The organism is Billgrantia desiderata (genome assembly GCF_900108215.1).
Lineage (GTDB): Bacteria > Pseudomonadota > Gammaproteobacteria > Pseudomonadales > Halomonadaceae > Halomonas > Halomonas desiderata.
In genome coordinates this window covers 268,147-290,072 of sequence record NZ_FNVC01000002.1, presented here as the reverse complement: position 1 = coordinate 290,072, position 21,926 = coordinate 268,147, and the positions used below count along the sequence as shown (strand labels likewise).

Annotated in this window: 18 protein-coding genes; 2 read left to right on the top strand and 16 right to left on the bottom strand. The window is 64.7% G+C overall.

The features are described 5' to 3' along the window. Positions 1–6: 6 nt before the first annotated feature. The 11 genes from accD to asd form a co-directional block, all read right to left on the bottom strand. Positions 7–1,035, bottom strand: a complete 1,029-nt coding sequence (gene accD / locus C4S71_RS03685) for an acetyl-CoA carboxylase, carboxyltransferase subunit beta (RefSeq protein WP_086508782.1) — start codon at positions 1,033–1,035, stop codon at positions 7–9. 80 nt (positions 1,036–1,115) lie between these two features. Further along, positions 1,116–1,931 (bottom strand): tryptophan synthase subunit alpha, encoded by an 816-nt coding sequence (gene trpA, locus C4S71_RS03680; RefSeq protein ID WP_103968246.1) that lies wholly within the window; start codon positions 1,929–1,931, stop codon positions 1,116–1,118. Positions 1,932–1,933: 2 nt separating this feature from the next. Continuing rightward, positions 1,934–3,148 carry a tryptophan synthase subunit beta gene (trpB, locus tag C4S71_RS03675; protein WP_086508780.1) on the bottom strand — a complete coding sequence of 405 codons (1,215 nt, stop codon included), beginning with the start codon at positions 3,146–3,148 and terminating at the stop codon, positions 1,934–1,936. A 73-nt stretch (positions 3,149–3,221) separates the two neighbouring features. Further along, positions 3,222–3,875, bottom strand: a complete 654-nt coding sequence (locus C4S71_RS03670; RefSeq protein ID WP_103968245.1) for a phosphoribosylanthranilate isomerase — start codon at positions 3,873–3,875, stop codon at positions 3,222–3,224. Between the two features lie 70 nt (positions 3,876–3,945). After that, on the bottom strand, positions 3,946–4,983 hold the full coding sequence (locus tag C4S71_RS03665) for a hypothetical protein (protein ID WP_146064579.1): 1,038 nt from the start codon (positions 4,981–4,983) through the stop codon (positions 3,946–3,948). A 23-nt stretch (positions 4,984–5,006) separates the two neighbouring features. Beyond that, positions 5,007–6,254, bottom strand: coding sequence for a PqqD family protein (locus tag C4S71_RS03660; protein ID WP_103968243.1), 1,248 nt, complete (start codon positions 6,252–6,254; stop codon positions 5,007–5,009). A gap of 35 nt (positions 6,255–6,289) precedes the next feature. Next, on the bottom strand, positions 6,290–6,466 hold the full coding sequence (locus C4S71_RS23015) for a lasso RiPP family leader peptide-containing protein (protein ID WP_160113351.1): 177 nt from the start codon (positions 6,464–6,466) through the stop codon (positions 6,290–6,292). A 266-nt stretch (positions 6,467–6,732) separates the two neighbouring features. Further along, a complete protein-coding gene (locus C4S71_RS03650) occupies positions 6,733–8,673 on the bottom strand; it encodes an asparagine synthase-related protein (protein ID WP_103968241.1) in 1,941 nt (646 codons plus the stop codon). Between the two features lie 158 nt (positions 8,674–8,831). Next, positions 8,832–9,755: a tRNA pseudouridine(38-40) synthase TruA gene (truA, locus tag C4S71_RS03645; RefSeq protein WP_103968240.1), complete on the bottom strand. Its 924-nt coding sequence runs from the start codon at positions 9,753–9,755 to the stop codon at positions 8,832–8,834. A 7-nt stretch (positions 9,756–9,762) separates the two neighbouring features. After that, on the bottom strand, positions 9,763–12,354 hold the full coding sequence (locus tag C4S71_RS03640; RefSeq protein WP_160113350.1) for a type IV pilus assembly protein FimV: 2,592 nt from the start codon (positions 12,352–12,354) through the stop codon (positions 9,763–9,765). 210 nt (positions 12,355–12,564) lie between these two features. Then, positions 12,565–13,677, bottom strand: a complete 1,113-nt coding sequence (gene asd / locus C4S71_RS03635) for an aspartate-semialdehyde dehydrogenase (protein ID WP_103968238.1) — start codon at positions 13,675–13,677, stop codon at positions 12,565–12,567. Positions 13,678–14,138: 461 nt separating this feature from the next. On the opposite strand from asd, the gene C4S71_RS03630 reads away from it, so the two are divergent. Together C4S71_RS03630 and C4S71_RS03625 are read left to right on the top strand one after the other, a co-directional pair. After that, positions 14,139–15,305 (top strand): nucleotidyltransferase domain-containing protein, encoded by a 1,167-nt coding sequence (locus tag C4S71_RS03630; RefSeq protein ID WP_160113349.1) that lies wholly within the window; start codon positions 14,139–14,141, stop codon positions 15,303–15,305. 52 nt (positions 15,306–15,357) lie between these two features. After that, positions 15,358–17,151, top strand: a complete 1,794-nt coding sequence (locus C4S71_RS03625; protein WP_160113348.1) for an ABC transporter ATP-binding protein — start codon at positions 15,358–15,360, stop codon at positions 17,149–17,151. A gap of 28 nt (positions 17,152–17,179) precedes the next feature. Here C4S71_RS03625 and C4S71_RS03620 read toward each other — a convergent pair whose 3' ends face one another. The 5 genes from C4S71_RS03620 to leuC all read right to left on the bottom strand — a co-directional run bounded on the left by C4S71_RS03620 (position 17,180) and on the right by leuC (position 21,602). Further along, positions 17,180–17,452 (bottom strand): PqqD family peptide modification chaperone, encoded by a 273-nt coding sequence (locus tag C4S71_RS03620; protein ID WP_086508769.1) that lies wholly within the window; start codon positions 17,450–17,452, stop codon positions 17,180–17,182. Between the two features lie 192 nt (positions 17,453–17,644). Further along, positions 17,645–18,124, bottom strand: a complete 480-nt coding sequence (locus C4S71_RS03615; protein WP_160113347.1) for a lasso peptide biosynthesis B2 protein — start codon at positions 18,122–18,124, stop codon at positions 17,645–17,647. 120 nt (positions 18,125–18,244) lie between these two features. Then, complete coding sequence (leuB, locus tag C4S71_RS03610) at positions 18,245–19,324, bottom strand: 3-isopropylmalate dehydrogenase (protein ID WP_103968234.1); 1,080 nt, start codon at positions 19,322–19,324, stop codon at positions 18,245–18,247. 175 nt (positions 19,325–19,499) lie between these two features. Further along, positions 19,500–20,153, bottom strand: coding sequence for a 3-isopropylmalate dehydratase small subunit (leuD, locus tag C4S71_RS03605; RefSeq protein ID WP_103968233.1), 654 nt, complete (start codon positions 20,151–20,153; stop codon positions 19,500–19,502). A gap of 3 nt (positions 20,154–20,156) precedes the next feature. Beyond that, positions 20,157–21,602: a 3-isopropylmalate dehydratase large subunit gene (gene leuC / locus C4S71_RS03600; RefSeq protein ID WP_103968232.1), complete on the bottom strand. Its 1,446-nt coding sequence runs from the start codon at positions 21,600–21,602 to the stop codon at positions 20,157–20,159. Between the last annotated feature and the right edge of the window lie 324 nt (positions 21,603–21,926).

Below are 21,926 nucleotides of genomic sequence, written 5' to 3'. Positions count from 1 at the left end.
GGGCCTTCAGCGCGCCGCATCGGGCCGACCATCCGCATCCTCGGATGGGGTCGAGGTATCGACATCTGCCGACGTATCCGGCTCGGCCGCCTCGATGATCTCGCCCTCTTCCGCCGCCGCACGCTCGGCCTCGTCGACCAGGTCCGGCTCGTGAAGCAGACTCTCTTCAAGGCCGCTGGGGGGCTGATGAGTCAGCTTGCGCAGCACGCCTCCCAGGCGCGAGCGCATTTCACCGCGCGGCACGATCATGTCCACCGTGCCGTGCTCGAGCAGGAACTCGCTGCGCTGGAAACCTTCCGGCAGCTTCTCGCGCACGGTCTGTTCGATCACGCGCGGGCCGGCGAAGCCAATCAGCGCATTGGGCTCGGCCACGTTGAGATCGCCGAGCATGGCCAGCGAAGCGGACACACCGCCGAACACCGGGTCGGTGAGTACCGAGATGTAAGGCACACCCGCCACGCGCAGCCGCTCCAGCGCCGCCGAGGTCTTGGCCATCTGCATCAGCGAGAACAGCGCTTCCTGCATCCGCGCCCCGCCCGAGGCGGAGAAGCAGATGAAGGGGATTCGCTCTTCCAGGGCCAGGGTGGCAGCGCGCACGAACTTCTCGCCCACCACGGCGCCCATCGAGCCGCCCATGAAGGTGAACTCGAAGGCCACCACCACGACGGGCAGGCCATCGAGCTTGCCGCGCATGGCCACCAGGGCATCCTTCTCACCGGTCTCCTTCTGGGCCGCATTGAGGCGGTCCTTGTACTTCTTGGAGTCGCGGAACTTGAGGCGATCCACCGGCTCCAGCTCGGCCGAGATCTCTTCCCGCCCCTCCTTGTCGAGGAACCAGTCGAGACGCTTGCGCGCGGTCAGACGCAGGTGATGGTCGCACTTGGGACAGACGTTGTGGTGCTTCTCCAGTTCGGGCAGATAGAGCACCGCCTCGCACTTCGGGCACTTGCGCCACAGGCCGTCGGGCACGCTGGCCCGTCGGTCCTTGCGCTGAATCCGCCCCATGGAGGGCACAATCTTGTCGAGCCAGCTCATGTCAGAAAGGCTTCCGTATGCTGTTGCGCCCGGTCGTGCCGGGCGTCATGAGTCGAATCTTTAGCAGGGCAAGGGCGCGCTCAGCGGGCAGGCAACGCATCCAGGGCCTGACGCATCTCGCCGAGCACCGCCTTGAGCTCATCGGCAATCGCTTCCGGCCGCTCGGCGTTGTCGGCAATCCGGCTGACCAGTGCGCTGCCGACGATCACGCCATCGGCGACCTTGCCGACCTCGGCGGCCGAGGCGCCGTCACGGATACCGAAACCGACGCACAGCGGCAGCTCGGTCAGACCTCGCAGCGGCGCCAGGTGCTCGGCTACATCGGCGGCATTCAGCGTGGCGGCCCCGGTCACGCCCTTGAGCGCGACATAGTAGAGATAGCCCTCACCGTGGGCGCATATTGTAGCGGCCCGCTCGCTCGAAGTGGTAGGGGCGACGAGAAAGATCGACGCCAGGCCGTGCCGTTTGAGGATGGGGCCGAACTCGTCGGCCTCCTCCGGCGGCATGTCCACGGTCAGCACGCCGTCGATACCGGCCGCGGAGGCCTGATCGGCGAATGCCTCGAGACCGATGCGCTCCACCGGGTTGAGGTAACCCATCAATACCACGGGCGTATCGCCGTCGCGCTGGCGGAACTCGCGCACCATTTCGAACAGGTGGGTCAGGCGTACGTTGTGCTTGAGGGCGCGCTCGCAGGCCTTCTGGATCACCGGTCCGTCGGCCATGGGGTCGGAGAAAGGCACCCCCAGCTCGATCACGTCGGCCCCCGCCTCCACCAGCGCGTGCATGAAGCCGACGGTATATTGCGGCGCCGGGTCGCCGGCGGTGATGAAGGGAATCAGCGCGCGGCGGCCCTGTGCCTTGAGTTCGGCGAAGCGTTTGTCGATTCGATTCATCGTCAGAACTCCAGGCCGTCGATCTTGGCGACCGTCATGATGTCCTTGTCGCCGCGGCCGGAAAGGTTGACCACGATGTTCTGGTCGGGCCGCATGGTCGGCGCCAACACCTTGGCGTGGGCCAGCGCATGGGCCGACTCCAGTGCCGGCATGATGCCCTCGATGCGGGTCAGCTCGCGGAACGCCTCGAGCACGGCATCGTCGTTGGCGGCCACGTACTGCACGCGGCCCACGTCCTTCCACAGGGCGTGTTCGGGCCCGACCCCCGGATAGTCCAGGCCGGCCGAGATCGAATGGGTGTCGGACACCTGACCGCCCTCATCGGACATCAGGTAGGTGCGATTGCCGTGCAGCACGCCGCGCGGCGCGTTGGAGGCCAGCGGTGCCGCGTGGCGTCCGGTTTCGACGCCGTCGCCACCGGCTTCGACACCGTACATGGCGACCTCGTCATCCTCGACGAAGGGATAGAACAGGCCCATGGCATTGGAGCCACCGCCGACGCAGGCGATAAGCGCATCGGGCAACTTGCCGAACTCCTCCAGCGACTGGCGGCGCGCCTCGCGGCCGACCACGGCGTTGAAGTCACGTACCAGCATGGGATACGGGTGCGGGCCGGCCACGGTGCCGATGATGTAGAAGGTGTCGTCGACGTTGGTCACCCAGTCGCGCAGCGCTTCGTTCATGGCGTCCTTGAGCGTGCGAGTGCCCGACTCCACCGGAATCACGTTGGCCCCCAGCAGGCGCATGCGGTAGACGTTGAGCTTCTGGCGCTGTACGTCCTCGGCGCCCATGTAGACTTCGCACTTGAGACCCAGGCGAGCCGCCACGGTGGCCGTGGCCACGCCATGCTGGCCGGCACCGGTCTCCGCGATGACCCGCGGCTTGCCGCTCATCTTGGCCAGCAGTGCCTGACCGATGGTGTTGTTCACCTTGTGCGCGCCGGTGTGGTTGAGGTCTTCGCGCTTGAGCCAGATCCGTGCGCCACCCAGCTTCTTCGACCATCGCTCCGCATGATAGAGCGGAGAGGGACGGCCCACGTAATGGGCCAGGTCATAGTCGAATTCGGCCTGGAAATCCGGGTCGTCGCGAAGACGCATGTAGGTCTTCTCCAGATCGTCCAGGGCGAAGCTCAGGGTCTCCGAAACGAACCGGCCGCCGTAGGGGCCAAAGTGGCCGCGGGCGTCCGGCAGTCGGGTCAGGTCACTGAACTTGCTCACTAAAGACACCTCATAGGGTCGCCATAAGGGAATGGGAGTGGTGTTGGGCCAAGCCCGGGAATACGGATACAGGTCACGCCCGGTGCGTGCGGTCGGCCTGGGCCACTGCCGCGGCAAAGGCCGCCAGCAACCCGCGATCCTTGCGCCCAGGTGCGGCTTCCACGCCACCGGAGACGTCTACCGCAAAAGGGCGGACACGCTCAATGGCTTGCGCCACGTTGTCCGGACCGAGTCCCCCCGCGAGAATAACAGGTTTTGCCAGGTTTGCGGGGATTCGCGACCAGTCGAAGGTCTCGCCGGTGCCGCCCGGCACGCCGGGACGATAGGCATCCAGCAGCAGCGCCTGGGCCCCTGCATAGGCCTCTGCGGCAGCGTGCAGGTCGAGGTCGTCGCGCATGCGCAGCGCCTTGATCCAGGGCCGGCCGAAGCCGGCGCAGAAAGCCGGCGTCTCGTCACCGTGGAACTGCAGCAGGTCGAGGTGCTCGGCACTGCGCGCGATCAGCTCGGGCTCCTGATCGACGAACAGCCCTACCCGAGTGACGAAGGCCGGTACCTGTGCGGCCAGTGTGGCAAGGCGCGCCTCATCGACGCAGCGCTTGCTACCGGGCCAGAGCACGAAGCCCAGCGCATCGGCGCCGGCGGCCACGGCATCGGCCACGTCCTGCTCGCGGCTGAGGCCACAGAACTTGATCCGGGTGCGGTATCCCACGGCTTGTATGTCAATCATGTCCATCCTTGCTGCCTGTCGGAGTTGACCGATCGTCACGAGAAAACAGGATTTCCGACAGGCTGCTGACTCAACTTGCCTGTCGTTCGACGCCCTGCGCCTCCCCGAGATCGGCGAGCACCGCACGGTGCACCTCGGGAAGATGGTGGTAGCCGCTAGGATAACACAGGCGCTTGACCACCATGTTGCGCGCGATGGCTGCGAGACGCTGAAAACGCACCCGGACCGCGGTTTCCAGCTCGCCGCCGCGCGCCCCCACCGTACCGTGCTCTCCCAATGCCTCGGCCAGGAAGGAGTGACGCACGAGCTGGATCAGCGCTTCGCCCGGACCGAGCGCTTCCATGCGGATCGCGACATCGGCGTCGTCGGGCGCGCGACGCTCCAGCAGGTAGATTCTCGCCACCTGCAGCGCTTGCGTGGCAATGCTTCCTACCCTGTCGGCCGGCACGCTGAGCTTGGGGAAATCGGGATGCACCAGCTCGAAACCCTCGGCGCTGCCGACGAAGCGCAGGGCCTGCTGCGGCGTCAGCTTGAGCTGGGGGAAAGCGTGTCGGCAGAGAACCTTCTCTGCCGAGGGCTCGAGTGCGGCGATGTCGTCGGCGAGCAGAGGGAAGCCCGCCGCGACCAGCGAAGTGACCAGAGTACTCTTGCCCCCCTGGCGATCCGCCGCGAACAGCACCGCCTGGCCATCGTGCACCACGGCACCGGCATGCAGAGCGCTCACTCCGGTCATCTCGAGGTAGTAGGACATCACATGCCCCAGCAGGCAGAGATCCACCATGAAGCCGAGTTCGGCGTTATGCAGCCGACAGACGATCCGTCCCGGGCTCACCAGGAAGTCCGCCACGCCGGGAAAGCGCATCAGACGGCCGTCGGCCGTGGCGTAAATCTCCAGGACATGCTCACCGCACCAGTTCCTCTCCTGGCTCAGATAGAGGGCATCCGCAGATGGCGGAACGGCGGTATCGCCGTCCGACCCGCCAAGGTCGCCCGGCACACAGAGAAAGCGCAGGTCGCAGGTTGCCGTGGCGGGCGCCACGGTCAAGGGAGTACGGAAGCGGTAAGCAGTTTCCAGGCAGAGCCCATAGATCCAGTATCGGTATGCCACGTTCGCTCCCTGTTCCACCACGCTCAATGTTGAATCATGATGCCGCTTTCCTCGAGCTCCGCCATCAGCGAGGCCAGGTCCTGGCGAAGCATTTCCGGCGCTACGACATAATTTTCCAGCAGCAGCGACGCGGCCCCCTTCAGGCTGCCGGTGCTCAGCAGGGCGCGCCACATCTCGGTCGCGGTCGAATCAAGCTGCAAGCAGGCCGTAGGTTCGCCGGCCTCCATGGGAAAGTGCGCCACCGCCAGCGAGGCGCCGAACGACGCCCACAGCACGCGATCGTTGGCCTTGAGGGGGCCAGGCCCCACCGCCTGCCGGTCGATCGTCTCCCACGCTGGCCCTCTCGCCAGCCCTCTCGCCCTGCCGTTTCGCCTACTACGCTGCGACGAGGCCTGCATGCGACGCTTCAGGCATAGCGACGGCGGTAGAACGTTCCAGCCAGCTTTGAAACATCCCGCTTCGACATCCCAGTACTTCGTTTCGGGCTCGCACCAGGCAAAGGCAATGTACTCGGCAATGCCGTTCCAGTAGCCATCGCCCGCCATTTGCCGCTCACGCTCATCGAGCCACTGGGGATAGGCCTCGCCGAACCGCACAGGGGCGATATCCTTGAGGTCTTCGGCATTGATACAAGCCTCGACCCTCGGCTCGGCCCGCTCGATGGCCAGGCACAGCTCGCGAGGGGCGAACAGCGGGCAGAAGATGACGACGGGCAGGTTCCAGCGCTGCAGGAACTGCTGGAAACGCACCCCGGAGAGGGCGCAGTCGTCCACCACCACCCAAGTCTCCTGGGAGTCGTGACCTGACGGACCGGGCACCCCGATCTGCTCGGGATGCAGATTCAGCAAGTAGGAGAGCATGCCGAGCACGATCCATCCGCCCCGGGGAATCGCGGTATAGCGAAAGCGTGACAGGGCCTCCTGGCCGAAGCGCAGCCTGAGGGCGGTCGCCAGCCGCTCCGCTGCCTGCTCGGCAGCGGCATAATCGACATAGCGGTGATGCGGGATCACCTCGTGGAGCTGTGCCGCCAGATCGGCCAGGAGCAGGCGCTGCTTGGCCGAAAAGTCACCGAACACGGCAACAAGAGGATGGGGCCAGGCTCGTGTCACGAGTCTGGCCCCATCCAGTTTGTGCCACAGGGAGTTGGCCTGTATGCCCTCAGCGAGCGTCTGCAGGGCAGACTCCCGATCGGATTGCCGGGTAAAGGCAAGCAGCTGCTCGACGAGCCAGCGGCCATCGAGCAGCAGGACGGCATCGATCCTCTTTTGCATGGGCTAGCCAGCGCCAAGGTCAGACACCCGACCGCTTAACTCCACCACCTGCGCCTACGGGGCCTGTTGACGCTGCCGCCCTGACGACCCTGGGCCTGCCCGGGCAGCACGTCACCGCCCGGCCTGGTCTGTCCCACCAGGGTGAGATCGGCAACGGTTCCCCACCGCGTCAGTTGGGGACTGCTGTACTCACGGCGGACATCGCTACGCATTTCCTTACTCTCGTTCATTGCCTGATCCTCCGATCAGTTCCATTGCCGGGTAGCGAACTCACGTCACCACCCAGATCCAACCTGATAACATTTACTAACATTAACTTACGTTTAGAAAATACTTTTGCTTACAGAGACAGGCTAGGCCAGTCCATATTTAACAGCCATGCAAAAAAAGCGTGGTTTACAAAAGGTTAATGTCTGGCTTTCATCGCTCGGTAAGTAGTGGCTACATCATGCATCGTCTCGCCAAACGGCTGGTGCCACTACCAAAATCGTCTCAGCCAGATTTCAAGCGACAGGGTTGGCCAGAGGTCGAAGTTGGGCACATCGCCGCGCACGAAACGCTCGAAGCGCTCGCGCAGCATCGCTTCGTCGACGAACCCGAGCTCAGCACAGCGGCTGTGCGTCATCAGATCGAGGACCTTGTGATAGGCCTTGTCACGCAACGCACCGAGATACAGAGGTTCGGGGGAAACCTTGCCAACGGCCCGGATGGCTTCTGCTGGCATGATGCCGACCATGGCCCGTCGCGCCAGTCGCTTTCCCTCGCTGGCGGTGTCGACACAGTACTGGGGACAGGCAAGTATGAATTCAGCGATGCGTCTATCGCTCCAGGGGTCGGCCAATCCCACGCCATGTTGAGCTGCGACACGCTCGGCATACGTCACTCCGCGGGTGACGAGCGGTGAAAAGATGTGGATGTACCTATTTCGCGGCGCACTGTGCGGCCATACCCGTGCAGCCACCCGCACTGGCTCGACCGGCGGCAGGCCGACCTGGTGCAGGAACGCCGAGGAGACATGCTCGGCCGCCCGCCTCATCGGCCCCCTCGGCAACAGGTGCGCCCCTGCGTCGCTCTTTTCACTGCCTGATGGGCCATCTCGTCGCAAGGCGCGCCAGCCGCTGACAAAGGCTCCGCCTCTCAGGGTATCCGCCAGCACGGGGCGCACCAGGTAGCGTGATAGGGTCGAAGGCCAGGATAGCGAGAACACCTGCGACAGCGCCGATAGTTCGCGGCAACTCTCGCGAAAATGCCCAGCAAGCAGCATGCCGGGAACGTCGTTGACGTTGCCGCCACACATCACGTCGCCGCGAAAACCATAGAACATCACGCTGACCCGGTCGGCCGCAGCCGCAGACAGCGACTTTTCCATGAACGGCAGAAACATCGAGAAAAAGGGATCGTCCTCGTGAGGCTGGTTGAGAGCATCCTCGACCAGGGGATAGGTCTCCTCCGCCGGCACCTCATGCACCGGCATACCGAAATGATCCGCGATCCGGTAGATGTTCTCGCGCTCGTCGCACTCTGGCAGCTCGGAGAAGACCCAACTGTAGGCGCGCATTGCGGGAACTGCCGCCCCTTGGCCACGCAGCCAGCCCGCCATTGAAGCCACGCAGGTGGAGTCGACCCCACCGCTCAGGCTTACGCCAACCGGGTCGCGGGCACGCATGCGACAGCGCACTGCTTCGGTCAGCAGTTCACGCATGTGCTCGGCATAGACTCTCTCATCGGGATAGCGCAAGCGACGCTCTGGATCCGGAGCCCAGTAGCAGCGACTGCGCTTACGCCCTGCCCGATCGATCGTCACTTCCTCGGCGGGCTTGAGCTCTTCGATACCCTCATAGAAGACCTGCCCCTGTGGTGTCTGCATGCCACACAGGTGCCAGCCGACGGCCTGCACGTTCAAACGTCGCGGTACGTCCTTCAGCGCCAGAATCTGCCGCACCTCGGTGGCGAACAGCACTCGCCCGGTCTCGATACGGTAATACAGGGTACGCATCCCCATGGGGTCTCTGGCCAGGCGCAGCTCGAGCCGAGCAGGATCCCACAGCGCATAGGCAAAGTCCCCGAGCAGCCGTGCAGGCCCTTGCCCGCCGGCATGGAGCAGCATGTCCAGCATGAGTTCGGCGTCCGTCGCACTCATGGAGTGGGGAAATGGACTCACGGCAACACAGGCATCGCGGTTATCGAGGCGCGCATCGGCGGCAAAAATCACGCCTTGGTGCCGCTCGATCACCGGTCGGCAGGCGCCGGCTCCGTCAGGGGTGGTATCCAGCGACAGGCACGCGATCCCCACTGGCCCATGGCAGTGATATTCGATGCCATCGAAACCTCGATAGGCGGCACGGGACGTCATCGTTTCCAGCTCGGCACGGCCGACCGGGACGCCATCGAGACGAATGATTCCGCAGATGCCGCTCACTGGGGATAGACCTCCCGCAGGCCGTCAGGCAACGCTCCTGATCTCCCAGAAGCCGTCCGATGGCACTCAGATCACCAAGCATTTACAAAATGTAGCAAATAAGCCAGCCATGCCAAGTCGCAGCCCAGCCTGCCTGGCGGTGGCCCCCTAGAGGCAGGTCACTCGGCCACGGACGCTCCCTTTGCCCGGGGTTCCCCCCGCCGAAACTCGACCATGGGACAGTCCGGCAGCTCGCGCTCACCGGTCCACTCGCCGAGAAAAGCCAGCAGAGTGGGCCCCAGCGGCTCTTGTGGCAGCCCCCAGGCGCCGTCGTAGAGCGAGTCGACGAAGTGAAGACCGCAGGCCGGTGCCGTCACGTCGGACAGCGTACGATCCTTCAACGCCAGCAGTTCGGCCAGATAGCCATCGTCCTGCTCGCCGCGCCCCACACTGACCAGCGCGCCCACGATGTTGCGAACCATATGGTGCAGAAAGGCGTTGCCCTGCACGTCGATGACGACCAAGGGACCATGCCGGTGCACCTCGATGAAGTGCAGATGGCGCCAGGGGGTCTTGGATTGACAGCCCGCGGCGCGGAAGCTGGAGAAGTCGTGCTCGCCCACCAGAGCTTGAGCCGCACGGTGCATGGCTTCGGCATCCAGCGGGTCGCGGCACCAGGTGACGTTGGCGCGCTCCAGCACCGGCCGGCTCGGCTGGTTGAGGATGAGGTAGCGATAGCGGCGCGCCAGCGCCTTGAAGCGGGCGTGGAAGTCGTCGGGCACTTCACGTACCCAGCGCACCGCGACATCCCGCGCCAGATTGGCGTTGACCCCGAACACCCAGGCCTTCTGCGAGCGCGGCGCCGGGGCATCGAAGTGCACGATCTGGCGGGTGGCATGTACACCGGAATCGGTGCGCCCGCTGGCATGCACCGTGACCGGTTGGCTCGCCACCTTGCTCAGCGCCCGCTCCAGCTCGGCCTGAACCGAGGGTGCATGCTTGAGCCGCTGCCAGCCACAGTAAGCGCTGCCGTCGTACTCAACTCCCAAGGCCAGACGGCCGCGCAGAGGTTGGCTATCGTCGAGAGATCGGAAAAGGGTCATGCCACCGTCAGAGTCGATAATGAGTGATCAGCGCCTCGACCTCTTCACGCAGGCGAGACGACTCGGCCCCTTGGGACAGCCTTTGCAGCAGAGGACGAGCACGTTCGACCTCGCCGCTTTCCAGCAAACGGCGAGCTTCGCTCAGCTCATCCCACTGGGCGGACTTGCCCGGGGTGGCGCCATTATCCCGGTCCAGCGGCGGGAAGGCCACCTCCTCCACCTCCCACCGATCCTCCTCGTCGAGAGAAGGCTCTTCACGAGGAGACGGCTCGCTTTCAGAGGCTGACAGCGAGTCGTCAAGCGCATCCATCCGGGGAAACTCGATGCTCGGCTGCATCGGTGTCTCCACCCTGGGAGTTGGTTCCGGGTCGAGGCGGGGAGGCCGATAGTCGATGACATCCCACTCGATGGGCGACGCCTGCTGCGATGGACGCGTCGGTGGCGCCTCTTCCTCTGGCGTTGCCAAGGGCTCCTCGTCCGGCCTATCGCCGCTCGGCGCATCCGTCGCGGCAGTTGCCTCGGTCGTCTCCCGACCCCGGGCAAGCGGTGGGAAGATGCCCTCGTCGGTCGCACCCTCTCCATCTGCCGGCACGTCATCTCGAGAGCGCTCGAGCGTGGTCTCTTCGGCTGACACCTCTTCAGACATGCCGTCAGCGGGCGAGGCCTCGTGACGGCGCTCGTGCAGCTCCTCCTCCGTCGGCTCATCAATCTCTCGGGCCACACCGGCTCGCTCGTTCTCGCCTTGACGCCTGGCCATCAGTCTCGCTGCTTCGGCCAGCAGAGTGGAGTCGCCGGTTTCGGCAAGCGTCTGCATCTCTTCCTCGGCAGCCTGCCAGTTACCTTGCTCCACATGGACATTGAGCAGCTTGAGGCGCTGGTCATGGCGCTCGGGATCCCGGGCGAGACTGGCCTCGAGAATTTCCCTGGCCTGATCGTAGCGACCATATGCCATGAAGATGTCGGCTTCGCTGATGGCCTCTGCCTGTGGCATCGCCGGGCGCGGCGTCTCGCGCTCTTGCGACTCGTCATCGCCAATGATCATACCCGGTGCCAGGGGCGGCATCATGGTGGCAGCCGGGCTCGGCGGCGACGCCACGTCGGAAGGCGGCATGCCATGCACCATGCTGGGCATGGAGACACTTCCCATCTCGGCCGCGGCATGGCGTTGACGCCGGCGCACCCACAGCCACAGGCCCAACAACGCGGCGAGACCGGCTCCACCCAGCAGCAGCTTACGGTCGATGGCAGCGGGATGGACGGCTCCCCACCAGGGCGTCTCTTCGGTCTGACCCTCCGGCTGTACCACGACGCTGCCACTCCCCGTGACCGTGTCCGCTCTGTCATCGGCGAGCAGGGCCGCCAGCTGTTCGCGCATCGTCTCGACTTCGTCGCGCAGCTCGCCGAGCTCCTGCTGCAGGGCGTCGCGCTCGACCTGCACCTCTTCCAGCGCAGCATGACTCTCCTGCCAGCGCTGCTCGAGCAGCGCAAGGCGCGGCTCGCTCTGCCCAAGCGCCAGCTCCCCGCCCCCCAGTGCCGATAGCACGTCGGCATCGAGGTTGCGATCGGCCACATCCGCCCCCTGCCGCGCAGCCTCGGCCGCCAGCTCTTCGTCGCTGAGCAGCGTAAGCCGCGGAGCGGCAGTATCGCCAGCCTCCGCAGCAGGCGTGGCAGTATCGGCCAAAGCAGATGGTGCCGGCTCGGGTTCGGCCGCCGCGACCCGCTCGGCCGCCTCGGTCGCAGCGGTGGCCACCTGTACGCTTTCAGCAGCAGGAGCCGACGGCCCCAGGGGAACGCGTGCGGGAGCGCCGCTACCGCGATTGGCCCAGGCCTGGTTCATCGCCTGAACGATGTGATCGGCCTGGGCACCGGTGCGAGCAGCGATGGCTTCACGTGACGGCACGACGAGGCTATGGCCGGCACGCATGGCGTTGATATTGCCCGAGGGGAAGGCATCCGGATTGGCCTCGACCAGCGCCACCATCATCTGGTTCATGCTGATTCCGCTGTCGGGCCGCAGGCGCCCGGCCACCGACCACAGTGTATCGCCGCTGCCCACCCACGCAGTGCCTGCCGTCATGGGTTGGCTTGCAAGCGCAGCGGAAGGCTGGGCAGCAGGCTCGGCAGTCGGCTGAGCAACTCGCCCCGAGACCTGAGCGACAGGCTGGGAGCGACGGCTCGAACCGCTGACCAGCACGGGCATGCTGTCATAATCCGGTGGATCCAGCAGCAGGGTGACCTCTCGCAGCTGTGTCCCGCTGGGCCAGTCGAAACGCAGCAGCAGATCCATCCAGGGTTCGCGTACCGCCCTCTCACTGGCAAGCGTCACCACCCACTGGCCCTGACGCACCTCCACGTCGGCACTCACGCTGGCCGCCAGCGGCGTACGCAACAGACCGGCCGACTCGAATTCACGCGAGTCCGCGACGCTGACCCGCAGCCGCTCGGGGTCGAGCCCTGCCGTATCGGTGAGCGGAATCACAGCGCGCAGCGGTGCGTTCAGGGTGGAACGAACATCGACTTCACCGACACCCAGTGCCAGCGCCGGTGGGCTGACGGCCGAAAGCGACAGCAGCACGGCCAGTGACAACTTACGTCTCATCGAACTCCCTTGCGTTACCCGCTTGCTTATGAAACGCCCGGTTCTTGTAATGCCGGCATTTAGAACATGACGAAATATGTACCACATTTACTCCCTGCCTGCGCCACCCCGGCGGATACGCATGGGAGCCATTTCGTCACTGCTGCCGTCCTCATATACAAACGGGGCACCTCCATAAGGAGATGCCCCGTCCTTGGCACTGCGAATGGATCACTGCTCGCGCAGGATCTTCAGCATCCGCTTGAGTGGCTCGGCCGCGCCCCATAGCAACTGATCGCCGGCGGTGAAGGCCGTGAGATATTCGCCGCCCATGTTCAGCTTGCGCAGGCGACCCACCGGGACGCTCAAGGTACCGGTGACGACTGAGGGCGTCAGCCCGGCGATGGTGGCTTCCTTGTCGTTGGGGATCACCTTGACCCACTCGTTGTGCTTGGCGATGCGCTCCTCGATTTCATCTATCGGCACATCTTTCTTCAACTTGATGGTAAAGGCCTGGCTGTGCGAACGCATGGCACCGATACGCACACAGATACCATCGATGGGTACCGGATTGTCCTGGATTCCCAGGATCTTGTTGGTCTCGACGCTGCCCTTCCACTCTTCGCGGCTCTGGCCGTTGTCGAGCTTGGTGTCGATCCAGGGCAGCAGGCTGCCGGCCAGCGGCGCAGTGAAATTATCGATCGGGAAATCGCCGCCACGCATGGCCTGGGTGACCTTGCGGTCGATCTCAAGAATGGCACTGGCGGGATCGTTCAGCTCATCGGCGACACAATCGCGCAGCGCACCCATCTGCAGCAGCAACTCGCGCATGTGCTTGGCACCGGAACCGGAAGCAGCCTGGTAGGTCATGGAGGTCATCCATTCGATCAGGTCGGCCTCGAACAGGCCACCCAGCCCCATCAGCATCAGGCTGACGGTACAGTTGCCGCCAACGAAGGTCTTGGCACCACGCGCCAGTTGGTCGTCGATGACGCGGCGGTTGACCGGGTCGAGCACGATGGTCGCCTCGTCCTCCATGCGCAGGGTGCTGGCCGCATCGATCCAGTAGCCCTTCCAGCCACTGCCGCGCAGGTCGCCGTACACCTGCTTGGTGTAGTCGCCGCCCTGGCAGGTGATCACGACATCCAGCGCCTTGAGCTCGTCGATGTTGGTGGCATCCTTGAGCGGAGGAACGTCGACGCCGATATCCGGGCCGGGCTTGCCGACCTGAGAGGTGGTGAAGAAGATCGGCTCGATGCCGTCGAAATCACCATCCTCCTGCATACGCTGCATGAGCACGGAGCCCACCATGCCGCGCCAACCGACGAAACCGACTTTCAACATGTGAAGTCCTCCTGAAGAGTATGAGGCCAATAGTATACATGACCCGAGCCCACCTCGCAGGCGGGCCCGAGCGCCAGAGTCACAGCAATGGTAGTGTCGGCACCGATTCGCGCAGGCGTGGGCGAAAGCGGGATGCGTCCCCTCGCAGGCAAATATCCGCGGTCCTGAGGCCACCGTCCAGCATTTTGAGGGCCTCCGGGCCCATCGCACTGCGGGAACGGATACGCGGCGGCGGGCCACCTGGCCTAGACTCCGAACAGGCACCTGGCGCAGCCCGCGAAAATGTAATATCAAGTAACAGGACACCCCTCTCGACGGCCAGCGCATCGATCGGCTAGGGTCTGCGCCGCCTTGAGCAGCAAAGGACTACCCGCTGGAGGATCGCCACGATGCTTCAAGACAGTGTCCGCCCCGGCAATGCGAGGCCTGCCATAGCGACCAGGCCCGGCTCTCCGTCGCCGATGCTGCGTTTGCTGTTTCTCCTCGCCAGGCTGGAGCTTACGGCGGAGCAGGAGCGACAGGCAGTCGCTCTCTGTTCCGCCATCGACGACTGGGCCGAGTTGGTACGCCTTGCCCAGGACACCTACCTATTGCCCATCGCCTATCGCCATCTGGACCGGCTCGCCCCACCCGCGCTGCCCCCGCACACCATGGCACAGCTACGTGGCGAAAGCCTGATGCTGGTAGCAGACAATCTGCGAGTGGCTGCCGAGCAGAAGCGGCTGGTGCACGAGCTTCTCGACCCGTTGCAGGTCCCGTACCTCTTCTTCAAGGGCCCGGCGCTCGCCGCACGCTACTATAACGCCCCTGGTTTGCGGTGCTGTGGCGACATCGACCTACTGATCCCCCGCGACCGGCTTGTCGACCTGCTTGCCAGAGCGCTGCAGAGCGGGTACCAGCCCAGCGAGCCACCGTGGCTGACCGCGGACAGGACCGCGCTGGAGTTCGCCATCGATCGGCAACCCATCATCAACATCGTGACGCCGGGCGGTGTCGAAGTCGAAGTGCATTGCCAGCTCGACAAACAGGCCGCGCTCTATGACACCGAAGCTATTCTTGCGACTCGCGAGCCTCTGCAAGTGGGCGATACCGTTCTTCATGTCATGCCGACCCACGAGCTGTTCGTCTATCTTTGTCTGCACAACACGCGTCATTACTGGTCGCACCTGCACTGGCTGGTCGATCTGGACGCATTGCAACGCCACCCCGATTTCGACCTGAGAGCCGTGCATGCGTGTGCCAGTCAGCGTGGCCTGACCGCCACCGTCGACGCGAGCCTGGAGCTGAGTGCACTGCTGGCCAGCCCGGATTTGGACGCTGCGGCCAAGGAGCTCAGCAAGCGGGGACGCGCTCTGTATCAGGCCTGCCTGGCCACGCTCCAGGGCGGGCTCGAGGCCGAACTGGCGCTGCGCCGCAAGCGGCCCGCTCCCGAGTTTGCCTTCCATTGGCAAACCACCATGCGCTACCGAATCGCGAGCCGCCTGAGACGCTGGGTGCAGCCCTTTCGGCCCAGCTATTTCGACTATGCCAGCCGCCCTCTCCCACCGAGCTGGCAATGGCTTTACTACGTCACGCATCCCTGCCGCAAGCTGCGTAACCTGATCCTGTCGCGGAGGTCGCGCTCATGACTCACGCCCTGGCCAAGCACAAATGGTGAGCCTTCGGAAGCTCCTGGCTCCCGTGGAGACCCTCAGGGCCATCCTGCCCCTGCTGTGGAAGAGTAGCCGGAAATGGACGCTGCTGAGCACCTTGTTCATGGTGATGGAGGCATGCCTGGGCCTGGCCGTCCTCTATTTGCTCAAACAACTGGTGGATGTCGTCACTCAGCTTCTCGGCGACGCTGCCTCGCCGGACAGCTTCGCTCCCGTGTTGTGGTATGTCGCCCTGACAGGTATCACGACGCTCGCCTTCATCGCGGTACGCGCCCTGTCGAACCTGGCCAAGGAGATACAGGCCCTGCTGGTGGCCGACCATATCGACCAGGAGATACATGCCCGGGCAGTGGCGGCCGACCTCGCTTTCTATGAAAGTCCGCGCTACTTCGACACCCTCGAACGCGCGCGGGAAGCGGGCAGCCACCGGCCGGTCCAGGTGGTCAGCAATCTCATGATGCTGGTGCGCAACGGCATCATGCTGGCGGCCATCGCGGGGTTGATTGTGTCACTCAATTGGCTGTTGCTGCCGATATTGGCGATCGCCATCGTTCCGGCACTACTGGTGAGACTGCATTTCACCCGGCATCTTTACGACTGGCAGCTGCGACGCACGCAGATGGAGCGTCGCGCCGGCTATCTCGACTGGCTGATGACCTCGAATCACCACGCCAAGGAGCTGCGTCTCTATCGGCTAGGCGACCATCTAAGGAGCAGCTACGGCAGGCTACGCAGTCAGATCCGGCGCGAACGCGTGGACATCACTCAACGCCGCACGCGGATCGAGGTGGCCGTGGGCGCCGTCGCCACCACCGCCTTCTTCGGCGCCCTGGCCTATCTGGCCTGGCAAACCGCAGAGGGCTACAACAGCGTCGGCGACCTGGTGCTGTTCCTGCTGATCTTTCAACGCGCCCAGTCAATGGGGCAGGATCTGGTCCACCAGCTTTCCAATCTCTATGAAGACCACCTTTTCATGGGGCTGTTGCTCGAGTTCCTGGCCGTTCGCCCGGTCATCTCCGACCCCGCCCAGCCCGTGCCGATACCCGAGCCGATGCGCGAGGGAATTCGGTTTCACGACGTCAGCTTTCACTATCCCGGCTGCACCGCTCCCGCGCTACGTCATATCGACCTGAGCATCGCCCCGGGCCAGATCGTGGCGCTGGTGGGCACCAACGGCTCCGGCAAGACCTCGCTGATCAAGTTGCTCTGCCGCCTCTACGACCCGACGGCAGGCAAGATAACGCTGGATGGCGTCGACATACGCGACTACGGGCTGGAAGACTACCGCCGCCTGTTCAGCGTGATCTTCCAGGATTACTCTCACTACGCCGAGTCGGCTGGAGAGAACATTCGTTTTGGCGATATCCAGGCACCTCGCGACACCCCGGCCGTGAGATCGGCGGCGCGCAAGGCCGATGCCGATGGCTTCATACAGGGGCTCTCGGCCGGCTACGATACCCCCTTGACCCGTATGTTCGACGACGGCCAGGAGATCAGCATCGGCCAGTGGCAAAAAGTCGCCTTGGCGCGGGCTTTCATGCAGCAGCAGTCCAACGTCATCATTCTCGACGAACCCACCAGCGCGCTGGATCCGGGCGCCGAGTTCCAGCTGTTCGAGAATTTTCGCGAGCGGATCGATCACCGAGCTGCACTCATCATCAGCCACCGGCTTTCGACCGTGCGCATGGCCGATCGTATCTATGTGATGGAGGAAGGGGTGATATGCGAGAGCGGGACCCATGATGAGCTGATCCGGCGGGGCGGCATCTACTGTCGTCTGTTCAACCAACAGGCACACCACTATCGCGAAGTGGGCGCCTGAGCGCCACTTCTATCGACAGCACGACCTGTCAGCGCGTCGTCACCAGGCCTTCGGTCTCGAGTTGCTCCAGAAACTGCAACACGTCGCGCTCACAGTTTTCACGCTCCACCGAGAACTCTGCCAGAACCCGCTCGCAGATATCCGAGACGCTCGTCTCGTCCTGAATCAGGCTCCAGATACGCCCGCCCACTGCCTGAGTACCGTAGTACATGCCCCGCTCGGCACTGAACAGCACCACATCGTCATTGACCTGTGACGCAAGCAGCGACGGATGTCGCCTCACAACCGTGGTCATCTGCATGATGGCTGACTCCCTTGATGGCACCAAACATCATGTGAAGAATTGTATCTTCTCGCAGACGCATCAAGCCAAGACGCACCGCCTTTTGGCACTAGACCGAAGAGAGGGGAGTTCTCATATCGACAGGCTGAGGACCAGCCTTCCAGGACAGGTACGACAGCAGCACGTAGCGTCTGCTTCTCCTGATCGACCTCAGCAGGTTTCGCCTTCCCGGGCGGGATAGCAGCGCACGAAGCTGGAGAGCGCCACATAGGGCTCGTCCTGATGGCCCAGCACGATTCCGCTGGCGTCCCTCACCCAGGCATGCGCCTTGAAAGTGGGGCGGCGCTGCGCATCCTGTTGCGTCAACGTGCCCAGCACCAGGCAAGAAGATATCCGCCGTCGATGCAGCATCCACTGAGCCGCCATGGCCAGCATGAGGCAGGTCAACCTGCCGCCCAGCCGGGTATTGATGACGCTGACCGACCAGCAGATCTCCAGCGCCCGAGGATCGCGTCCGGCAGCCCTCAGTTCGACTTCGCCTTCCGCCTGCTGGCCCAGCCAGCGCGACCAGAAGCGAAACGGCAGGCCGCGCACCAGCATCCAGGCCAAGGTCAGCCACAACGCGCCCTCCAGCAGCAGGGCCTTGCGCTGCCAGGGCAAGCGAGAAAAGCGGCGGAGAGTCTTCACCATGGCGGGCCCCATGCACGGCGACGTACCTTGTCACCAGCGTAGTCGAGAACCCCACCCCAGTGACAAGCCCATCCCGGTGAAAACCCACCGCCGCCCATCAGCACCGGCCGGCGTTGGCCATCAAGCCGCCTCGAAGGCCGCCAGCACCGCATCGCCCATCTCGCGGGTGGAGACGGTGCGGGTGCCTTCGGAAGCGATGTCCGCGGTGCGCAGGCCGTCATCCAGCACCTTGCCCACGGCAGCCTCGATGCGGCTGGCGAACTCGGGCTCGCCAAGGGAGTAGCGCAGCATCATCGCCACCGAGAGAATCGTCGCCAGCGGGTTGGCGATTCCCTTGCCGGCGATGTCCGGCGCGCTGCCGTGGCAGGGCTCGTACATGCCCTGCCCGCTCTCGTTGAGCGAGGCCGAGGGCAGCATGCCGATGGAGCCGGTGAGCATGGCGGCGGCGTCGGAGAGAATGTCGCCGAACATGTTGCCGGTGACCATCACGTCGAACTGCTTGGGCGCGCGCACCAGCTGCATGGCGGCGTTGTCGACGTACATGTGCGAGAGCTCAACGTCGGGGTACTCCGGCGCCAGCCGCTCCATCACCTCGCGCCACAGGATGGTGACCTCGAGCACGTTGGCCTTGTCGACGCTGCACAGGCGCTTGCCGCGCTTCTGTGCCAGCTCGAAGGCGACCCGGCCGATGCGCTCGATCTCGCTCTCGGAATAGATATAGGTGTTGAAACCGACGCGCTGGCCGTCACGCACCTCGATGCCGCGGGGCTGGCCGAAGTAGATGCCGCCGGTGAGCTCGCGCACGATCATGATGTCGAGGCCGGCCACCAGCTCGGGCTTGAGGCTGGAGGCGCTGGCTAGCTGCGGGTAGGTGATGGCCGGGCGCAGGTTGGCGAACAGGCCGAGGTTCTTGCGCAGCCCGAGCAAGCCCTTCTCCGGGCGCTTGGCGAGGTCCTCGAGCTTGTCCCACTTGGGTCCGCCCACGGCGCCGAGCAGGATGGCATCGGCGGCCTTGGCCTTGTCCAGGGTCACGGCGGGCAGCGGCTCGCCGTGCTCGTCATAGGCGGCTCCGCCGACCAGCCCTTGCTCGATCTCGATGTCGAGGCCATTGGCCTGGCAGGCAGCGAGGATGCGGCTGGCCTCGGCAGTGATCTCGGGGCCGATGCCGTCACCCGGCAGTACCAAAATCTTGCGTGTCATCGTTGCTTCCTTGGTTGACTACGCCGTCGCAAGCGGGGCGCCGGGGGCAGGCCGAAGAGGAGGTCTTTTGCCATGGATGGCAAAAGTAGCGCCCAGGGACGGGTTCACAGCGCCTCCTCGAAGGCCTGCCGCCGGATCAGCCCCGCACCAGCGACGGATGCAAAGTTAAGAGCGTTCAGGCCTGAGCGGTATCGCGGAACAGCCACGGCCGGGCCTGGCGATGCTTCACCTCGAAGGCGCGAATGGCGTCCTCGTCCTGCAGCGTGATGCCGATGTCATCGAGCCCTTCGAGCAAACAGTGCTTGCGGAAGGCGTCGACCTCGAACTCGAGGATCTCGCCCGCGGGGGTGATCACCCGCTGGTTCTCCAGGTCCACGTCCAGGCGGTAGCCTTCGCTGGCCTCCACCTCGTGGAACAGCCGGTCGACCACCTCCTCGGGCAGGGTGATCAGCAGCAGGCCGTTCTTGAAGGCGTTGTTGTAGAAGATGTCGGCAAAGCTCGGTGCGATCACCACGCGGAAGCCGAAATCCTCCAGCGCCCAGGGGGCGTGCTCGCGGGAGCTGCCGCAGCCGAAGTTGCGCCGTGCGAGCAGCACGCTAGCCCCCTGGTAACGCGGCTGGTTGAGCACGAAATCCGGGTTGAGCGGACGCTGCGAGCAATCCTGTCCGGGCTGCCCCTCGTCGAGGTAGCGCAGCTCGTCGAACAGATTGACGCCGAAGCCGGTGCGCTTGATCGACTTGAGAAACTGCTTGGGAATGATCAGGTCGGTGTCGACGTTGGCCCGGTCGAGCGGCGCGACGAGCCCTTCGGTGCGTTCGAACTTTCTCATGGCTCAGGCCTCCTCTGCGACGGGCTGGGCGTCGAAGCTGCGTACGTCGACGAAATGACCGGCGATGGCGGCGGCGGCGGCCATCGCCGGGCTGACCAGATGGGTGCGCCCGCCGTAGCCCTGGCGCCCCTCGAAGTTGCGGTTCGAGGTGGAGGCGCAGTGCTCGCCGGCACCGAGCTTGTCGGCGTTCATCGCCAGGCACATGGAGCAGCCCGGCTCGCGCCACTCGAAGCCCGCTTCGATGAAGATCTTGTCGAGCCCCTCGGCCTCGGCCTGGCGCTTCACCAGGCCGGAGCCCGGCACCACCATGGCGAGCTTGATGGAGTCGGCCACCTTCTTGCCGCGCGCCACCTTGGCCGCCTCACGCAGGTCCTCGATGCGCGAGTTGGTGCAGGAACCGATGAAGACCTTGTCGAGCTTGATATCGGTGATCTTCTGCTTGGGCGCGAGGCCCATGTACTCCAGCGCACGGGTGTAGCCGCGCTTGAGCGTCTCGTCGCCTTGCTCGGCCGGGTCGGGCACTTCGCCGGAGATGCCGGTGACCATCTCGGGGCTGGTGCCCCAGCTCACCTGGGGTTCAATCTCGGCGGCGTCCAGCGTCACCACCTTGTCGAACTCGGCGTCCGCATCGGAAACCAGGTTGCGCCAATCGGCCACGGCGGCCTGCCACTGCTCGCCCCGAGGAGCGAAGGGACGCTCGGCGAGGTACTCGATGGTGGTGTCGTCCACCGCGATCAGGCCGACCCGGGCGCCGGCCTCGATGGCCATGTTGCACACCGTCATGCGGCCTTCCATGGAGAGGTCGCGGATGGCACTGCCGGCGAACTCGATGGCATAGCCGGTGCCGCCGGCGGTACCGATCTTGCCGATGATGGCCAGCACCACGTCCTTGGCAGTGACGCCGGCGCCCAGCTTGCCCTCGACACGCACCTGCATGTTCTTCATCTTCTGCGCCAGCAGGCACTGGGTGGCGAGCACGTGCTCCACCTCGGAGGTGCCGATGCCGTGGGCCAGCGCGGCGAAGGCACCATGGGTGGCGGTGTGGGAGTCGCCGCAGACCACGGTCATGCCCGGCAGGGTGGCGCCCTGCTCCGGCCCCACCACGTGGACGATGCCCTGGCGTGGGTCGTTGATCTTGAACTCTTCGATGCCGAACTCGACGCAGTTGTCGTCCAGCGTCTGCACCTGGATCAGCGACACCGGATCCTTGATGCCGGCGTTACCCTCGGCACGCTCCTTCACCGTGGTCGGCACGTTGTGGTCCGGCGTGGCCAGGTTGGCGTCGAGACGCCACGGCTTGCGCCCGGCCAGACGCAGCCCCTCGAAGGCCTGCGGCGAGGTCACTTCGTGCAGCAACTGGCGGTCGATGTAGATCAGTGCGGTGCCGTCGTCGCGCTCCTTCACCAGGTGCTGCGACCACAGCTTGTCGTAAAGCGTCTGGCCTGCCATATCGTTCTCCCGGGCGCTATGGCCCTTTTGCCTGTCCGGTCTAGGGAAAGACTCCCCAAATGACTGCGCGAGCGAATCGCTGCGTTGCGCGGTGCTCGGAATCCTCACATATACCCCATATGCACCGGTTGACTCGAAGCCTTCGGCTTCTCGCCCCTTCGGGGCCAGCCTACGGCTGTTTGTCGCTTCGCTCGGTACTGTGCTCCGTGCGCCTTGCGCTTCATCTCGCTCGTCGATTTGTTCAGCGCGCCCAAGGTTCGCCGATCTCGTACGTATTGCCTCAAATGGCCATTGCAGCAGGACTCGCCGAGGGGCGCCGGGGAC

Coding starts and splice junctions, on each gene's coding strand:
- accD (WP_086508782.1), bottom strand. CDS start 1,035: ATGAGCTGGCTCGACAAGATTGTGCCCTCCATGGGGCGGATTCAGCGC.
- trpA (WP_103968246.1), bottom strand. CDS start 1,931: ATGAATCGAATCGACAAACGCTTCGCCGAACTCAAGGCACAGGGCCGC.
- C4S71_RS03670 (WP_103968245.1), bottom strand. CDS start 3,875: ATGATTGACATACAAGCCGTGGGATACCGCACCCGGATCAAGTTCTGT.
- C4S71_RS03660 (WP_103968243.1), bottom strand. CDS start 6,254: ATGCAAAAGAGGATCGATGCCGTCCTGCTGCTCGATGGCCGCTGGCTC.
- C4S71_RS23015 (WP_160113351.1), bottom strand. CDS start 6,466: ATGCGTAGCGATGTCCGCCGTGAGTACAGCAGTCCCCAACTGACGCGG.
- truA (WP_103968240.1), bottom strand. CDS start 9,755: ATGACCCTTTTCCGATCTCTCGACGATAGCCAACCTCTGCGCGGCCGT.
- C4S71_RS03640 (WP_160113350.1), bottom strand. CDS start 12,354: ATGAGACGTAAGTTGTCACTGGCCGTGCTGCTGTCGCTTTCGGCCGTC.
- asd (WP_103968238.1), bottom strand. CDS start 13,677: ATGTTGAAAGTCGGTTTCGTCGGTTGGCGCGGCATGGTGGGCTCCGTG.
- C4S71_RS03630 (WP_160113349.1), top strand. CDS start 14,139: ATGCTGCGTTTGCTGTTTCTCCTCGCCAGGCTGGAGCTTACGGCGGAG.
- C4S71_RS03620 (WP_086508769.1), bottom strand. CDS start 17,452: ATGCAGATGACCACGGTTGTGAGGCGACATCCGTCGCTGCTTGCGTCA.
- C4S71_RS03615 (WP_160113347.1), bottom strand. CDS start 18,124: ATGGTGAAGACTCTCCGCCGCTTTTCTCGCTTGCCCTGGCAGCGCAAG.
- leuB (WP_103968234.1), bottom strand. CDS start 19,324: ATGACACGCAAGATTTTGGTACTGCCGGGTGACGGCATCGGCCCCGAG.
- leuD (WP_103968233.1), bottom strand. CDS start 20,153: ATGAGAAAGTTCGAACGCACCGAAGGGCTCGTCGCGCCGCTCGACCGG.
- leuC (WP_103968232.1), bottom strand. CDS start 21,602: ATGGCAGGCCAGACGCTTTACGACAAGCTGTGGTCGCAGCACCTGGTG.